The sequence below is a fragment of the Janibacter cremeus genome (assembly GCF_029395675.1).
GTDB classification, from domain to species: Bacteria; Actinomycetota; Actinomycetes; order Actinomycetales; family Dermatophilaceae; genus Janibacter; species Janibacter cremeus_A.
This window is the reverse complement of sequence record NZ_CP115184.1, coordinates 3,394,040-3,409,621: the sequence shown is the minus strand read 5'-3', so window position 1 is coordinate 3,409,621 and position 15,582 is coordinate 3,394,040. Positions and strand designations below refer to the sequence as shown.

The 15,582-nt window shown below is 71.7% G+C and carries 15 protein-coding genes; 2 read left to right on the top strand and 13 right to left on the bottom strand.

Translation table 11 applies throughout. The annotated features are described in order from the left end of the window. Positions 1-36: 36 nt before the first annotated feature. Complete coding sequence (locus O9K63_RS16360; protein ID WP_277239615.1) at positions 37-738, bottom strand: ferritin-like fold-containing protein; 702 nt, start codon at positions 736-738, stop codon at positions 37-39. A gap of 212 nt (positions 739-950) precedes the next feature. On the opposite strand from O9K63_RS16360, the gene O9K63_RS16355 reads away from it, so the two are divergent. Then, positions 951-2,582 (top strand): DEAD/DEAH box helicase, encoded by a 1,632-nt coding sequence (locus O9K63_RS16355; RefSeq protein WP_277239613.1) that lies wholly within the window; start codon positions 951-953, stop codon positions 2,580-2,582. Between the two features lie 240 nt (positions 2,583-2,822). Here the strand turns inward: O9K63_RS16355 and O9K63_RS16350 are convergent, their stop codons facing one another. From O9K63_RS16350 to O9K63_RS16340, 3 genes are all read right to left on the bottom strand, one after another. Continuing rightward, a complete protein-coding gene (locus O9K63_RS16350; RefSeq protein ID WP_277239611.1) occupies positions 2,823-3,596 on the bottom strand; it encodes a ParA family protein in 774 nt (257 codons plus the stop codon). A gap of 94 nt (positions 3,597-3,690) precedes the next feature. Next, positions 3,691-5,004 (bottom strand): DUF2252 domain-containing protein, encoded by a 1,314-nt coding sequence (locus O9K63_RS16345; protein WP_277239609.1) that lies wholly within the window; start codon positions 5,002-5,004, stop codon positions 3,691-3,693. Between the two features lie 42 nt (positions 5,005-5,046). Then, on the bottom strand, positions 5,047-6,006 hold the full coding sequence (locus O9K63_RS16340) for a PHP domain-containing protein (protein WP_346771031.1): 960 nt from the start codon (positions 6,004-6,006) through the stop codon (positions 5,047-5,049). Between the two features lie 11 nt (positions 6,007-6,017). On the opposite strand from O9K63_RS16340, the gene O9K63_RS16335 reads away from it, so the two are divergent. Then, complete coding sequence (locus tag O9K63_RS16335) at positions 6,018-6,815, top strand: GNAT family N-acetyltransferase (RefSeq protein ID WP_277239607.1); 798 nt, start codon at positions 6,018-6,020, stop codon at positions 6,813-6,815. A gap of 3 nt (positions 6,816-6,818) precedes the next feature. On the opposite strand, the gene O9K63_RS16330 is transcribed toward O9K63_RS16335, so the two are convergent. The 9 genes from O9K63_RS16330 to boxC form a co-directional block, all read right to left on the bottom strand. Then, on the bottom strand, positions 6,819-7,610 hold the full coding sequence (locus tag O9K63_RS16330) for an enoyl-CoA hydratase/isomerase family protein (RefSeq protein ID WP_277239604.1): 792 nt from the start codon (positions 7,608-7,610) through the stop codon (positions 6,819-6,821). Positions 7,611-7,704: 94 nt separating this feature from the next. After that, entirely contained in the window at positions 7,705-8,916 is a 1,212-nt protein-coding gene (gene pcaF / locus O9K63_RS16325; RefSeq protein ID WP_277239602.1) for a 3-oxoadipyl-CoA thiolase, read from the bottom strand. Further along, the gene (locus O9K63_RS16320; protein ID WP_277239600.1) at positions 8,913-9,458 is read right to left on the bottom strand and encodes a DUF6158 family protein; all 546 of its coding nucleotides are present in this window, start codon (positions 9,456-9,458) and stop codon (positions 8,913-8,915) included. Before O9K63_RS16320 ends, pcaF begins: the two co-directional genes overlap by 4 nt. 37 nt (positions 9,459-9,495) lie before the next feature. Further along, a complete protein-coding gene (locus O9K63_RS16315; protein WP_277239599.1) occupies positions 9,496-10,017 on the bottom strand; it encodes a gamma carbonic anhydrase family protein in 522 nt (173 codons plus the stop codon). A 1-nt stretch (position 10,018) separates the two neighbouring features. After that, complete coding sequence (locus O9K63_RS16310; protein WP_277239597.1) at positions 10,019-10,891, bottom strand: amidohydrolase family protein; 873 nt, start codon at positions 10,889-10,891, stop codon at positions 10,019-10,021. A gap of 6 nt (positions 10,892-10,897) precedes the next feature. Further along, complete coding sequence (fdxA, locus tag O9K63_RS16305) at positions 10,898-11,227, bottom strand: ferredoxin (protein ID WP_277239595.1); 330 nt, start codon at positions 11,225-11,227, stop codon at positions 10,898-10,900. 13 nt (positions 11,228-11,240) lie between these two features. Beyond that, on the bottom strand, positions 11,241-12,260 hold the full coding sequence (locus O9K63_RS16300) for an NAD(P)/FAD-dependent oxidoreductase (RefSeq protein ID WP_277239593.1): 1,020 nt from the start codon (positions 12,258-12,260) through the stop codon (positions 11,241-11,243). Next, positions 12,257-13,840, bottom strand: coding sequence for a benzoate-CoA ligase family protein (locus tag O9K63_RS16295; protein WP_277239592.1), 1,584 nt, complete (start codon positions 13,838-13,840; stop codon positions 12,257-12,259). The genes O9K63_RS16300 and O9K63_RS16295 overlap by 4 nt, the downstream gene beginning before the upstream one ends. 3 nt (positions 13,841-13,843) lie before the next feature. Then, on the bottom strand, positions 13,844-15,574 hold the full coding sequence (gene boxC / locus O9K63_RS16290) for a 2,3-epoxybenzoyl-CoA dihydrolase (RefSeq protein WP_277239590.1): 1,731 nt from the start codon (positions 15,572-15,574) through the stop codon (positions 13,844-13,846). Positions 15,575-15,582: the final 8 nt, after the last annotated feature.

Genomic DNA, 15,582 nt, shown 5'->3' with positions numbered 1-15,582 from the left:
TGCCGTGGTGGTCGCACGACCCCGGGGAAGTGCGGCTCAGGCGGACAGGCCCAGGCGCCCCATGCGCAGCTGGTGACGGTCGGTCAGTCGCTGCATCAGCTCGCCCACCTCGTGCAGCGTGGCACCGGGCCGGTCGTGGCTGAGGCCGAGCACCAGCTCACTGAGCGCCTCCCGCTCGGCGGCGACCATCTGCCCCTGGGTGAGCGCCTCGCCGACGAGCCGCCGGCCCCACAGGGCGAGCGGACCGCCGCGTCGCGGGTCCTCGGCGATGCCGGCCCGCACCGCCGTGACGATCGTGTCGACGTCCCGGTGGCTGGTGCTCGCCTGCTCGATGATCACGCGGGAGTCGTCCGCGACGTACCGCGAGATCTCGAGGAAGAAGTCCGTGGCGATCCCGTCCCCGATGTAGGCCTTGACCAGGCCCTCGAGGAGGTTCCGGGGCCGGGTGCGGGCGTGGTACGCGTCGAAGGCGGGCCGGAAGGGTGCCATCGCGGCGTTGGGGTCACCGCCGAGCTCGACGATCCGGTCGGTGAGCAGCTCGTGGTTGTGGAACTCCGAGACCGCCATCCCGGCCAGGGCACGCTTGAGGGCGAGGTCATCGGCCATCTCCGAGTCCGCGGCCATGCGGGTGAAGCCCGAGATCGCGCCGTAGGCGATCACGCCGAGCAGCTCGATCGTGCCCTCTCGCTCGCGCTCCCCAAGACCCCCGGCGGACGAGGGAGTTGCCTGCTCGCTCATGCCCGCAGCCTAGTGCGAGCCCCGCGCGTGCGACTGACCCCCCGTCCGGCGGGTAGCATGGTCGTGACCAGCGGTGCCCGGTCGGCATCCTTTCCGGCTGGACGAGACGTCCGGCGCGGTCGCCCCACGCGTGGCAGACCGCTTGACTGACCTCCGATCGGCCCGTGCCACCCACGGCGCACGCAGCGCCGTCCACGCTGATCGAGAGACACATGACCGACGCGAGCACGTCCGAAATCACCGAACCCGTCGACGAGGCCGGCGAGGCCGTCCAGGCCACGCCCGACGTCGAGGGCACCGCCCCGCAGGCGGCCCAGCAGACCTTCGCGGACTTCGACGTCCACCCCGAGATCGTGGCCGCGCTGGCCGACGGCGGGATCATCCACCCCTTCCCCATCCAGGCGATGACCCTGCCGGTCGCCCTGGACCGGCACGACATCATCGGCCAGGCCAAGACGGGGACCGGCAAGACGCTCGGCTTCGGCGTCCCGATGCTCAACCGCATCGAGACCGACACCGACGACCCGCGCCCCCAGGCCCTCGCCGTCGCCCCCACCCGTGAGCTGGCCGGCCAGGTCGCCGCCGACCTCGAGCGGGCCGGCAAGAGGCTGGGCATCAAGGTGCTCACCGTCTACGGCGGTCGCGCCTACGAGCCGCAGATCGACGCGCTCAAGGCGGGCGTGCACGTCGTCGTCGGGACCCCCGGGCGCCTCATCGACCTGGCCCAGCAGAAGCACCTCGACCTGTCCGCCACGAAGACCGTCGTCCTCGACGAGGCCGACGAGATGCTCGACCTGGGCTTCCTGCCCGACGTCGAGAAGATCATGGCGATGACCAACCCGTCACGGCACACGATGCTCTTCTCCGCGACCATGCCCGGTGCGATCGTCGCGCTGGCCCGTCGCTACATGACCCAGCCGACGCACATCCGCGCGATGAGCGAGGACGGCGACGCCAAGGACAGCCACACCGTCAAGGCGACCGAGCAGTTCGTCTACCGGGCCCACGCGATGGACAAGGTCGAGATGATCGCCCGGATCCTGCAGGCCAAGGGCCGCGGGCTGACGATCATCTTCTCCCGCACCAAGCGCACCGCCGCCAAGGTCGCCGACGAGCTGGCCGACCGGGGCTTCGCTGCGGCGTCGATCCACGGTGACCTCGGTCAGGGTGCCCGCGAGCAGGCACTGCGGGCCTTCCGCAACGGCAAGGTCGACGTCCTCGTCGCCACTGACGTCGCCGCCCGCGGCATCGACGTCGACAACGTCACGCACGTCATCAACTACCAGTGCCCGGACGACGAGAAGACCTACGTCCACCGCATCGGGCGCACCGGTCGCGCCGGCAACACCGGGATCGCCGTGACCTTCGTCGACTGGGACGACGAGACCAAGTGGTCGATGATCAACCGCCAGCTCGACCTGGGCATCCCGGAGGCCTTGGAGACCTACTCCAGCAGCCCGCACCTCTTCACCGACCTCGACATCCCCGAGGGCACCAAGGGCCGCCTGCCCCGCTCGCAGCGCACCCGCGCCGGCCTGGACGCCGAGGAGCTCGAGGACGTCGGCGAGACCGGCAAGTCCGGTGGGCGTCGTCAGGGCGGCGGCCGCTCCGGGGGTCGTGACGGTGGCGGCCGTTCCGGTGGCCGTGACGGTGGCGGTCGCTCCGGCGGCGGACGTGACGGTGGCGGTCGCTCCGGCGGCGGACGTGACGGTGGCGGTCGCTCCGGCGGCCACGGCGAGGCGAAGGGGGACTCCGGCACCGCCGAGGGTCGGCCGCCTCGTCGCCGCAACCGTCGTCGCACCCGCGGCGGCCAGTCGCAGGCGGGCCAGCCCAACAACGGCTGACGCCTCACCCACCTCCCGAATCTCGGGTCACCCGATGAACCCCGGGTTCGCAAGAGTATGGAACTCCTGCGGACCCGGGGTTTCTCTTGTCGAGCACGAGGGTTGCGACTCCCCCTTCGCCCACGTGGCCTGGCCCCTGCAGCGCGACCACGCACTACCGACCCACATCAGGTGGTCAGCTGGTGCGCCACATCCCCTTCGGAGACGCACCACGTGACCACCTGATCACGCGGACCGCGCTCAGATGGCCTCGAGGATCCGCTCGGTGACCTCGCGGTAGGCCGACGCGCCCTTGCTGGAGCGGGCGGTGTCGAGGATGGAGCGCCCGGCCGCCGGTGCCTCGGCGAAGCGGACGGTGCGCGGGATGGGCGGCGAGAGCACCGGCAGCTGGTAGCGACCGCCGAGGTCGTCGAGCACCTCGCGGGCGTGGTTGGAGCGACCGTCGTACATGGTCGGCAGGATGCCGATGGTCTTCAGCTTCTTGTTCAGCAGCTTCTTGACGTCGCGCACTGTGTCGAGGAGCTGGCCGACGCCGCGGTGGCTGAGCATCTCGGCCTGCATCGGGATGATCAGGCCGGTCGCCGCGGTCAGCGCCGCCAGCGTCAGCACCCCCAGGCTCGGGCTGCAGTCGAGGAGGATCACGTCGTAGTCGGTGCGCACCTCCTCCAGGACCGACTGGAGGATGAACTCGCGCCCGGGCCGGGTCAGCAGCTGCGCCTCCGCCCCGGCGAGGTCGATCGTCGACGGGAGCAGGTCCACGCCCTCGCTGGCCTCGAGGATCGCGTCGGCGACCTCCGCCTGGCCGAGCAGCACCTCGTGGATGGACACCTCGACGACGTCGGGGTCGATCCCCAGGCTGAAGGTCAGGCTCGCCTGGGGGTCGAGGTCGACGAGCAGCACCCGCCGCCCCTCCTCGGCCATCGCCGCACCGATCGATGCCACGGACGTTGTCTTGGCGACACCGCCCTTCTGGTTCGCGACGGCGATGATCGCTGACTTCTTGGCTCGTGCCACCGGTGATACCCCTCCTCGAGGTGCGGGACTGCGAGGTCATCCTCGCAGGTCGGGTGCGCCTGCACGCGAAGGTCCCCCGCGTGACCCAGCACACTCAGACCGAGGCGACCTGCCCGATGCGCCCCTCGCGGAAGGCCTCGACGAAGAGTGCGTGGTCGTCCCGGACCCGCTGCGCGTACCCCACCCCGAAGTCGACGATCTCCCGGACGAACTCCTCCTCCCGCCCCTGCAGCACCTCGACGATCGCCTCCTCCGTCTGGAAGTCGACGACCGTGTGGTCGCTGTCGGCGTCGGAGACGCAGTGGATCTTGGCGGTCGCCCGACCGAGCGCGTCGACGACCGGCTCCATGTCGGCCGGCTCGTTCAGCTCGTCCCAGGACAGGTCGAGCTCGTACGGCGAGACCTCGTCGACGAGGAAGCCGACGCCGTCGATCGTCGTGTACCCGAGCAGCGGGTCGGCGTGCACCTGCAGCGCGCGCTGGCTGATGACCGTCCGCTCCCCCTCGTGGGTGAAGAGCTCCGCCATCCTCGGCACCTCGACGACGTCCGCGAGCGCGGGCCGGTTGGCCTGCTTCATCGACAGGACGATGTCGTTCTCGTGCGCCTCGTTGAACCCCTCGATGAGGATGCTGTAGGCAGGCAGGCCCGCGCTCCCGATGCCGAAGCCCGAGCGGCCCACCACGTCCTTGACCTGGTAGAAGGTCTCCCGCTCCACCCGCTTGGCCTCGGGGATCGTCTCCAGGTACCGCCGGTAGGCCTCGAGCACCACGTCCCGTTCGGCCTCCTCCAGGCGACGGACCCCCTTCCCGTCGGTGAACCAGCGTCCGTCACCACCGATCTCGGTCATCGAGTCGAGCATCGCCGCCCGGCTCTGCCGACGGGCCTGCTGCAGTGTCGTGTGGAGCGCACCGGTCGTGTTGCCCAGCCGCAGCGCGAACTCCTCGTCGCCGCTCCCCTCGACGAAGCCGTGCAGCCGCTCGAGGTAGGCCCGCAGGTAGCCGGCGGCCAGGTCGCGCACGGTCTGCTCCGGCAGCGCCTTCTGCCACGCCATGACCGCGAAGCCGGCGACGAAGCGGCGCAGGTCCCACGCGAAGGGCCCCACGTACGCCTCGTCGAAGTCGTTGACGTCGAAGACGAGCTCACCGTGGGAGTTGATGTAGGTCCCGAAGTTCTCCGGGTGCAGGTCACCGTGGATCCACACCCGGCCGGTGCGGTCGTCGACCCAGGGCTGCTCGGAGGCGGCGAGGTCGCGGTGGAAGAGGCACGCGGTCCCGCGGTAGAAGGCGAAGGGGTTGTCGGCCATCTTGCGGTACTTCACCCGGAAGGCGGCCGGGTCGGCCCGCATCAGGTCGGCGAAGGCGGTCTCGAGCGTCTCGATGACGTACTGCTGGCGGTGGCTGTCGCTCATGGGCCGACGGTAGCGCCCCCGGGTGGGGAGCGGCTGGACGGCTCAGCGCAGGAGTGGCGTGGCACCGGAGGCGATGGCCTCGATGCGCGCGAGCGACTCCGGCGACGTGGTGTTCTCCCCCAGCCGATTGGTCTTGCCGTCCCCGTGGAAGTCGCTGCTGCCGGTGACGACGAGGTCGAGGGCGGCGGCGAGGTCGCGCGCGAGACCGCGGCCGGTGTCGTCGAGGTCACGGTGGTCCGCCTCGATGCCCACGAGCCCGGCCTCGGCGAGCATCGCCACGTCGTCGCCGTCGACCGCGCGTTGGCGTCGCACGGCGAAGGGGTGGGCGAGGACGGGCACCCCACCGGCGGCCCGCACCAGGCGCACCGCGTCGACGGTCGCGGTGGCGTAGTGGGGCTCGTAGAAGGCCGAGCCGTTGTGCAGCCAGCGCGCGAACACCTCACTGCGGTCGTGCGCGAGCCCCTTGGCAACGAGCGCATCGGCCAGGTGCGGGCGGCCCAGCGAGACCGGCCCCTCGGGAACCTGCGCCAGGACGTCCTCCCAGGTCACGGGGAAGCCCTCGGCGGCCATGTGCTCGACGATCCGCTGCAGCCGCGGCACCCGGTCCTCGCGGGTGCGGCGCATCTCCTCGGCCAGCTGCGCCTCGTCGGGGTCGAAGAGGTAGGCCAGCAGGTGCACCGAGCGCCGGTTGTGGCGCGTGGACAGCTCGGCCCCGCGCACGAGGGTGATGCCGTGCCGCTGCGCCGCGGCGGCGGCCTCGGCCCAGCCCACGGTCGTGTCGTGGTCGGTGAGCGCGATCGTGCTCAACCCGGCCTCGGCGGCCTGGGCGACGAGCTCCGCGGGCGCGTCCGTCCCGTCGCTCCGGGCGGAGTGGGTGTGCAGGTCGATCACATCGCCACCATATGACCTCCCGGCGGTGACGGACGAGCGACGGTCGACCTCGTGGCAGCCGGTGACGTCGAGCCCACCCGGGAGGAGCTGTGCGGCCGTAGACTGGGTCACCGGGAGGAGCCATGGTGCAGGACGAGTTCACGATCCGGTCGGCGACGCCCGGGGACGAAGGGGGCATCGCCGCCCTCTTCACCGGGCTCGACCCCGAGTCGGCCCGGATGCGCTTCTCCCACTCCGTCTCGACGCAGGAGCTCGCCGCGCTCGCGGCCCTGCATCCCGGCACCACCTCCCTCGTCGCCCTGCACGCGGGGACGGTCGTCGGCGAGGCGCGGTACGAGCGGACGGACGAGGGTCAGCCACCCGAGCTCGCGATGGCCGTCGCCGTCGGCCGGCAGGGCCACGGCCTGGGTGCCCGACTGCTCGCGGCCCTGCGGGAGCGGGCCCGCGCGGACGGCCTGCTGACCCTTCGCGCCGTCGTGCGCACCGACAACCGCGCCATGCTGCGGCTGCTGCGCACGACGAGCACGGCGATCGCCGCCCCGGTCGAGGAGGGCGAGGTGGTCTTCGACCTCGCGACCGACGACCTGATGCCGCCGTGGCCGGTCGGGGGCCCCTCGCGCAAGGTCCTCATCGAGACGCGGAGCCTCGTCGACACCCCCGAGGTGCAGGCGCTGTGGGAGGCCGGCGTCGAGGTGCGCAAGTGCCAGGGCCCGACCAACGAGGCCGGACGCACCTGCCCGGCCCTCGAGCACGGGGAGTGCCGGCTCGCCGACTCCGCGGACGCCGTGGTCAGCCTGCTGCCCCAGGACGACCCGACCTGCCGGCTCATCGCCGACGACCACGCCGCCCACCGGGGTGAGGCCCTCGTGGCCCGGAGCCAGGCGGAGTGGCGCGACGCGGCGCCCGGGCTCACCGAGTAGGGCTCAGCGCGGTCCCGGCCAGTTCGGGCGACGCTTCTCCGCGAAGGCCCGCACGCCCTCGGCGCGGTCGGCGCTGAAGGCGGTGTCGTGCCAGCGGGCGTCCTCGAGGTCGAGCCCCTCGTCGATGGTCAGGTCCAGGCCACCACGCATGGCCGCCTTGGCGTTGCGCACCCCGACCGGCGAGTGCCGGCCGATGGTGGCGGCCATCGCGAGCGCCTCCCCCTTCGCGTCCTCGACGACCCGGTCGACGAGGCCGAGGCGCGCGGCCTCCGGGCCGTCGACGCGACGGGCGGTGAAGATCAGGTCCGCGGCCCGCGACCACCCGATGCGGCGGGTGAGCAGCTGCGTGCCGCCACCGCCGGGGATGACCCCGACCGAGACCTCGGGCAGCGCGAAGGAGGCCTTCGGCCCCGCCACGATGAGGTCGCACGCGAGGGCGAGCTCGCACCCCCCGCCGAGGGCGTGCCCGTCCACGGCGGCGATGGTCGGGACCGGCAGGTCGTACAGGGCGCGGTAGGCCCGGCGGTTGCCGGGTCGCTGCGCCCGCAGGTCGTCGTCGCTGAAGCCGTTGCGCTCCTTGAGGTCGGCCCCGACGCAGAACGCCTTCTGGTGGCTGGAGGTGACCACGACCGCCCGCACACCCGGGTCGGCCCGCAGCTCGTCACCGGCCGCCACGAGGGCCTGCGCCATGGCCGTCGACACGGCGTTCATCGCCTCGGGCCGGTCGAGGACGACCTCGACGACACCGTCGTCGAGGCGGTCGATACGGACGAGGGGCGCGGTGGAGTCGGTCATGGGGTCCTTGTTTTCAGGTGGGTCGGGGACGTGGAGTCGCAGGAGCCTAGGCAGTTGCGCAAGGTGGTCGCAGGAGCCTAAGCAGTTGCGAGGGTCAGGGACGGGAGAGCAGCGCGGCGATGCCCTGACCGACACCGATGCACATGGTGATGATCGCGTGGTCGTGGCCGTCGTCGGCCATCGACATCCCGCCGGAGAGGGCGATGCGCGCACCGCTCATGCCGAGCGGGTGCCCGAGGGCGATGGCGCCGCCGTGGGGGTTGACGCGCGGGTCGTCGTCGGCGATGCCCAGCTCGCGCAGGACGGCCAGGCCCTGCGAGGCGAAGGCCTCGTTGAGCTCGATGACGCCGACGTCGTCGAGGGAGACACCCGTGCGCTGCACGAGCCGCTGCACGGCCGGGGCGGGGCCCATCCCCATGACGCGCGGCTCCACGCCGACGGCGGTCACCGCGTCGATCCGGGCGAAGGGGGTCAGCCCGTGCTTGTCGACGGCCTCCTCCGAGGCGACGAGCAGCGCTGCCGCGCCGTCGTTGACGCCGGAGGCGTTGCCGGCCGTGACGCTGCCCCCCTCGAAGAGCGGCCGCAGCCCGCCGAGCGCCTCGAGCGAGGTCGCGCGCGGGTGCTCGTCGGTGTCGACGACGAGGGGCTCGGCCTTGCGCCGGGGTACGGAGACCGGGACGATCTCGCGGGCCAGGCGCCCGGAGGCGATCGCGGCCGCGGCCTTCTCCTGCGAGCGCAGGGCGAAGGCGTCCTGGTCCTCGCGCGCGACGGCGTGGTCGACGGCGACGTTCTCCGCGGTGCGGGGCATCGGGTCGGTGCCGTACATCCGCTCCATCTCCGGGTTGACGAAACGCCACCCGATCGTCGTGTCCTCGAGGGTCATGGACCGGGAGAACGGGCCGGCCGCCTTGGGCACGACGAAGGGGGCACGGCTCATGCTCTCCGCTCCCCCGGCGATCATCAGGTCGGCGTCACCGGCACGGATCGCGCGGGCGGCGTACCCGATCGCGTCGAGGCCGGAGCCGCACAACCGGTTGATCGTCGTCCCGGGCACACCGACCGGCAGCCCGGCGAGCAGCGCGGCCATCCGCGCGATGTTGCGGTTGTCCTCACCGGCCTGGTTGGCGTTGCCGAGGACGACGTCGTCGACGACGGCGGGGTCGAGGTCGGGGTGCCGGGCGACGAGCTCGCGGATGACGTGTGCGGCGAGGTCGTCGGGACGCACCGTGGCCAGCGCACCGCCGTACTTCCCGACGGGCGTGCGGACCCCGTCGACGAGGTAGGCACGGCGCACCGCAGCGCTCACGCGGCGCCTTCCTGCTCCGTCAGGCGCGCGCGGCCCGCGTCGGTGAGGACGCGCTCCTTGCCCTCGGTCACGACGAGCGGCGGCTCGGCCTTGTAGAGGTCGGCGCGCACGGCGGGGTCGAGCCCCACCTCGCGGGCGGCCTGGTGGGCCTCGAGCTTGTCCATCCGCCCGTCGTTGTCGGCGAGGCGCTGGAGGAACGCGCGGGCGGGGTCGGCCACGCCGGGGGCCTCCGCGGACTGCGGGTCGGGCAGGTCGACGAGGGCCTCGAGCTGGGCGATGACACCACGGACGGTCTCGCGCCAGGAGGCGGCCGTCTGGGCGAGGTCGGTGGGCGCACCGCCGCTGCCCTGCCAGGTGCGCTTGGGGTGGCGGCGCAGGTACTCGCGCTCCAGCTCGAGCATCCGGGCGGTGTGGTGGGCGAACTGCTCGGCGCTGCCGTGCAGGAAGACCCAGTTGCGGGTCTCGTGGGCGCTCTTGCCCTGCTTCTCCAGCTCCTCGTCACTGAGCTGGGATGCGGGGACACCCTGGGTGGCGTCGTTCATGATCGTTCCCTTCGTCGTGCGGTCGGGCTCTCGTGCGTCAGTCGAGCCGACGCAGCTGGTCGCGGTACACGGTGGAGTTGGTGAGGTACTCGCCGACGCCGAAGCGGACCCACTCCGCTGCCTCGTCGGGCGCGGGGCGCGCCTTCGCGGGCACCCCGACGGCCAGGGACCCCGCGGGGACGTCGGCGTGCTCGGTGACCACGGCGCCGGCGCCGACGACCGAGCCCGAGCCGATCCGCGCGAAGTTGAGCACCACGGAACCGGACCCGATGAGGCACTCGTCACCGACGGTGCACCCCTCGAGGTGGACGTTGTGCCCGACGACGCAGTCGGCACCGACGGCGGTGGGCTGCTCCTCGATGCAGTGGATGATCGTGCCGTCCTGGATCGAGGTGCGCTCGCCGATGATGATCTCGCCGAAGTCCGCCCGCAGGACGGCGGTCGGCCACACGGACGCCTGCTCCCCGAGGGTCACCGCACCGATGACCACGGCGTCGGGATGGACGAAGGCGGAGTCGGGGATGACCGGCTCCCGGTCCCCGAGGGCGTAGACGGGCACGTCAGACCACCTCCTCTCCCACCAACGGCATGCTGGCGTACAGGCGCAGGGCGTTGCCACCGAGGACCGCCGGGACGGTCTCCGCCGGCACGAGGTCAGCCACCGCGCGGGCGTTGACGTCCGCGCCGGGGACACCGGGCCAGTCGGTCGCGAAGATCATCTTGCGAGCGAGCCTGTCCAGGCCGGCCGCGGCGTAGTACTGCGGCAGGCGCTTGGGCGGCAGGCCCGACAGCTCGATCCACACGTGCGGGTTGCTCATGGCCATGAAGGCCGCCTGCTCGTACCACCAGCCGCGACCACCGTGGGCCAGGATGATGTCGAGCTCCGGGAAGTCGCGCGCCACCGGCAGCAGGTAGGTCGGGTCGGCGTACTCGTTGGCCGACCCGGAGAAGGTCGAGGTGCCGCAGTGCACGACGAGCGGCGCCCCCTCCTCGACCAGCACCTGGTAGGCCGGGTAGAGCATCGGGTCGTCGCAGCGGAAGCCGCCGTGCACCGGGTGCAGCTTCAACCCCGCTGCACCGTGCCCGAGCTGGCGGCGGACCTCCGCCGCGATCGGGTGGTGCAGGTGCGGGTTGACGTTGGCCATCGGGCGGAACCGCTGCGGGTTGTGCTCGACGATCGGCAGCAGATCGTCGAAGAGCTGCATGCCGGTCGCCTTCGGGCTGTACTCGCAGAAGAGCACGGCGACGTCGACGCCCTGGTCCGCGAAGAGCTCGTCGATGACCGCGGGGCGGGGGCGGCCCTCGCCGTCCCAGGCCCGCTCGAGCAGGCCCTCGGGCCCGAACTGGCGGGCCCAATCGACCCACGACTGGGAGAGCGAGGAGAGGACGGGCACGTGGACGTGCGCGTCGACGAGGGGGTGTCCGTCGAGCACGGCGCCTCAGAGGTCCTTGACCATCGCGGTGTCGACCCCGATGGGGCCGGTCTTGTGCGAGCCGCCCGGGGCACCGAGTGGCTCGTCACGTCCCTCGAGGACCTCCGTGAAGAAGCGTCGGTTGTCCTCGATGTGCTCGGTCATGTCCTCGGCGACACGACGGTCCTGGCTGATCGCCTCGACCGGGCAGACCGGCTCGCAGGCTCCGCAGTCGATGCATTCCTTGGGGTTGATGTAGAGCTTGCGCTCCCCCTCGTAGATGCAGTCGACCGGGCACTCCTCCGTGCAGGACTGGTCCATGATGTCGAGGCAGTCCCCGGCGATGACGTAGGGCATGTCGATTCCTCTCTCAGGCGGGCTGCGGTACGGCGGGCTGGTTGTCGGTGGAGTGGCCCGGGAAGAGCTGCGCGTCGGGGTCGATGTGGACCGCGGCGTTGTTGACGGCCGTGGCGACCTCACCGAAGCCGACCGCGATGAGACGCACCTTGCCGTCGTAGTCGGTGATGTCGCCGGCGGCGAACACCCCCGGGACATTGGTGCGCATGGCCGGGTCGACGACGAGGTGCCGGTTGTCGTGCAGCTCGACCCCCCACTCACGAAGGGGGCCCAGGTTCGCCGTGAAGCCCAGGGCGGCCACCAGCTTGGTGCAGGGAAGGGTGCGGGGCTCCTCCCCCTTCCCCTTGGGCGTGACGGTGACCGACTCGAGCCGGTCGCCACCGAGGGTCTCGGTGACCTGCGCGTTGAGGACCACCTCCACCGGCGCCGCCTCCATCTGCGCGACGGAGCCGTGGTGGGCGCGGAACTTGTCGCGACGGTGCACGAGGGTGACCGACTTGGCGATCGGGTGGAGCATGTTGGCCCAGTCCACCGCCGAGTCCCCGCCACCGACGATGACGACGTCCTGGCCGGCGTACTCCGCGGAGCTGGGCACGAAGTACTCCAGTCCGCGGCCGAGGAAGTCCTCGCCCGCCGGCAGGGTGCGCGGGGTGAAGGTCCCGATCCCGCCGGTGACGACCACCGCGCCGGCGTCGATCGTCTGGCCGGCACTCGTGGTGACGAGCAGTCGCTCACGGCCCTGCTCGTCGGTGACGTGCTGCAGGTCCTGCGCCTCCTGACCCAGGACGTACGTGGGCTCGTAGGGGGCGGCCTGCTCGACGAGGTTGGAGATGAGCGTGCGGCCCGAGACGGCCGGGAAGCCGGCGATGTCGAAGATCTCCTTCTCCGGGTACATCGCCGTGACCTGGCCGCCGACCTGGCTGAGACTGTCGATGACGGCGGTGCTCAGGCCGCGGACGCCGGCGTAGTAGGCCCCGAAGAGTCCCACGGGACCGGCTCCCACGATGAGCACGTCGACTGTCGTGGTGCTCATGACACCGCCTCCTTGGCGTCGAGCTCCTTGACCAGGGCCCGCACCTTGAATCGTTGCATCTTACCGGTGGCCGTCTTCGGCAGCTCGTCGACGAAGTAGATCCGTCGCGGTCGCTTGAAGGACGCGAGCCCCGCACGACACCACTCGTCGATCTCGGCGGCGCTCACCTCGGAGCGGGTGACGACCGCGGCGACGGGCTTGACGAGGCCGTCCTCGTCCTCCTGGCCCACGACGGCGCACTCGACGATCGCGTCGTGGTCGAGGAGACGGTCCTCCACCTCGGTCGGGCTGACCCAGATGCCGCCGGCCTTGAGCAGGTCGGTCGAGCGGCCCATGCAGGTGTAGTACCCCTCCGCGTCCCGGACGTAGGTGTCGCCGGTGTTGATCCACTCGCCCTGGAAGACGTCGCGGGTGGCCTCCGCCCGGCGCCAGTAGCCCAGGGCCGCGGAGCCTCCGCGCACGAAGAGCGTGCCCGGCTCCCCGTCCGGCACGAGCGCGCCGTCGAGGTCGCGGATCTCCAGGTGGTACCCGGGGACGGCCTGACCCGTCGTGCCCGGCTTGATCTCACCGGGACGGTTGGACAGGAAGATGTGCAGGCACTCCGTCGAGCCGATCCCGTCGAGGATCTCCAGACCGAAGCGCGAGAGCATCCGTTCCTGGACGCCGGGCGGCAGCGGCTCGCCGGCCGAGGCACCCAGACGCACACCTGCGAAGGTGTCGTCCGGGATGTCGCTGGCGAGCAGGCCGGCGTAGAACGTCGGGACGCCGAAGAAGAGGGTCGGCGCCCCCTTCGCGACCCGCTCGGCCATCCCGGCAGGAGTCGGGCGCGCGGGCTCGAGCACCGACGTGGCGCCCACGGACAGCGGGAAGAACATCGAGTTGCCGATCCCGTAGGCGAAGAAGAGCTTCGCCACGGACAGGCACCGGTCCTCCGGCGTGATCCCGAGCACCTGCGTGCCGTACGTGTCGCTGACGATGCGGATGTTCTCGTGGCGGTGCATCGCCCCCTTCGGCTTGCCCGTGGTGCCCGAGGTGTAGAGCCACAGGGCCCAGGAGTCGGACCCAGCCGGGACCGGGGCGCGGTCCGCGGCGTCCGCGGCCGCGCCGCGGGCGACGAGGTCCTCCCAGCTGAGCTGGTCGGCGCCCTGGACGGCGTCAGCGTGCTCCCCCGGGTCGCCGTCCCAGACGACCTGCTTCAGGTCGGGGCACTGGGCGGTGGCGCGGGCCACGGCCTCGGCGTAGGTGGAGCTCGCGACGAGGGTCACGGCACCGGAGTCGGCGATGATCTCGGCCAGCTCGCTCGGGCCGTACATCGTCGAGACGGGGACCGCCACGAGGCCACCGCGCATCGCGCCGAGGACCCCGGCGAAGAGCGGGATGTCGTCGTTGGCGACGAAGACGACGCGGTCGTCGCGGCGCATCCCCAGGGAACGCAGGCCCGCGGCGGCCCGGCCGGTGAGCTCGACGAGCTCGTTGTAGGTGACGCTCTGCGTGGGAGTCTCGACGGCCGGGTGGTCACCGCGCTCGGCGGCCACCCGGTCGACGAGCCAGGCTGCAGCGTTGAAGCCGGCTTCCGTCATGGATCAGACCCTTTCCAGGTTGTACTCGCCCTTTTGCCCGGAGCCGTAGCGACGCAGGGCACCGTCGGGGCCGGAGGCGTTGGGACGGATGAAGATCCAGTTCTGCCACGCGGTGAGGCGACCGAAGATCTTCGTCTCCATCGTCTCGGGGCCGACGAAGCGGTGGTTGGCCTCCATGCCGGTGAGGGCATCGGGGCTGAGCGCGGCACGCTCCTCGAGGATGATGCGCAGCTCCTCCTCGAAGTCGATGTCGTCCAGCGCCATCGTCACGAGTCCGGCCTCGTCCGCAGCGGCGGAGTCGAGGTCCTTGCCCTTGGCGGCGCGGGCGGTGGCCAGGTCCTCGTCCCGCCCGAAGAAGCGCGACTCGAGGCGGGTGAGGCCGTTGCCCATCGGGTACCGGCCGTCATTGACCTCCGTCAGGCGGATGGTCGCCGGGGCGGCGTCCGGGTCGACGTCCTCGTAGACGCCCTCGAGCATGTACTGGCGGTCCGCGGCGAGCGCGAGCTCCAGCAGGGTGCCGACGAAGGCCGATCCCGGCTCGATGACCGCGATGAGGCTGCGCGAGGTGACGTCCAGGCGCTTGAGCGTGCGCTTGAGGTAGTGGTTGACCTCGTTGACGAACCAGTGGTCGGCCCACTCGGTGAGCTTCTCGTCGTGGGCGAGCACGAGGCCCTGGTCACCGACGGCCCGCAGCACCCAGGTGCCGATGAGCAGCTCGTTGGTGCGCAGGTGGAGGATCAGGTCGTCGAGCTCGCGGGCGAGCGCCAGCGGGTAGTAGTCCACGCCCTGCGCACGGGCGGCCTCGGCGTCGGCGGGCGGCTGCTCGGTCGGCGCGGAGACGGTGATGTCGGCGCGGCGGCCGGCGCGGTCGATGGTGGCGCTGACGTGGCGGTAGCTGATCGTGTCGCCGTCGATGGTGCGCTCCAGCTCGGTCAGCTGCACCCCCTCGCCGGCCGCGCCGGTGCGGGGGGACTGCGCGGCGGCGGCCTTGGCCCGGTTGCTGATCTCCTCGTCCCAGGAGCCACGCGGGAAGGTCGCGTCGATGAAGCCCCAGTCCACGGCGGTGTCACCGCGGTAGCCCTCGGACTTCGTCGCGAAGAGGTCGGCGCGGTCCTTGCGCACCATGCGCTTGTCGACGACGCGCGTCAGGCCGCCGGTCCCCGGGAGGACACCCAGCAGGGGCACCTCGGGGAGGGAGACGGTCGAGGAGTTGTCGTCGACGAGGACGATGTCGTCGCAGGCGAGGGCGAGCTCGTAGCCACCACCGGCGGCGGTGCCGTTGAGGGCGGCGATCCACTTCTGGCCGGAGTTGGCCGTGGCGTCCTCGATGCCGTTGCGGGTCTCGTTGGTGAACTTGCAGAAGTTGACCTTCCAGCTGTGCGGGGATCCCGCGAGCATCCGGATGTTGGCGCCGGCGCAGAACATCCGCTCGATCCCACCGGTCATGACGACCGCCTTGACCTCCGGGTGCTCGAAGCGCAGCCGCTGGACGACGTCGTAGAGCTCGATGTCGACACCGAGGTCGTAGGAGTTCATCTTCAGCTCGTAGCCGGGGACGAGGCCCCCCTGCTCGTCGACGGCCAGCTTGACCGTGGCGACCTCACCGTCGTACTCGACGCTGAAGTGGCGGTACCGCTCGGGCGAGGTGCGGAAGTCGACGACGGGCGGCGCCCCCGTCGTCTGCTCGTCGCCACCGCTGCTCGCGGGGGCCTGCTCGATCGTGGACTCGCTCACGTGGAAAA

What these genes read in the sequence shown, in the direction of transcription:
- O9K63_RS16360 (WP_277239615.1), bottom strand. Translation starts at nt 738, where the DNA reads ATGAGCGAGCAGGCAACTCCCTCGTCCGCCGGGGGTCTTGGGGAGCGC.
- O9K63_RS16355 (WP_277239613.1), top strand. Translation starts at nt 951, where the DNA reads ATGACCGACGCGAGCACGTCCGAAATCACCGAACCCGTCGACGAGGCC.
- O9K63_RS16345 (WP_277239609.1), bottom strand. Translation starts at nt 5,004, where the DNA reads ATGAGCGACAGCCACCGCCAGCAGTACGTCATCGAGACGCTCGAGACC.
- O9K63_RS16335 (WP_277239607.1), top strand. Translation starts at nt 6,018, where the DNA reads ATGGTGCAGGACGAGTTCACGATCCGGTCGGCGACGCCCGGGGACGAA.
- O9K63_RS16330 (WP_277239604.1), bottom strand. Translation starts at nt 7,610, where the DNA reads ATGACCGACTCCACCGCGCCCCTCGTCCGTATCGACCGCCTCGACGAC.
- O9K63_RS16320 (WP_277239600.1), bottom strand. Translation starts at nt 9,458, where the DNA reads ATGAACGACGCCACCCAGGGTGTCCCCGCATCCCAGCTCAGTGACGAG.
- fdxA (WP_277239595.1), bottom strand. Translation starts at nt 11,227, where the DNA reads ATGCCCTACGTCATCGCCGGGGACTGCCTCGACATCATGGACCAGTCC.
- O9K63_RS16300 (WP_277239593.1), bottom strand. Translation starts at nt 12,260, where the DNA reads ATGAGCACCACGACAGTCGACGTGCTCATCGTGGGAGCCGGTCCCGTG.
- O9K63_RS16295 (WP_277239592.1), bottom strand. Translation starts at nt 13,840, where the DNA reads ATGACGGAAGCCGGCTTCAACGCTGCAGCCTGGCTCGTCGACCGGGTG.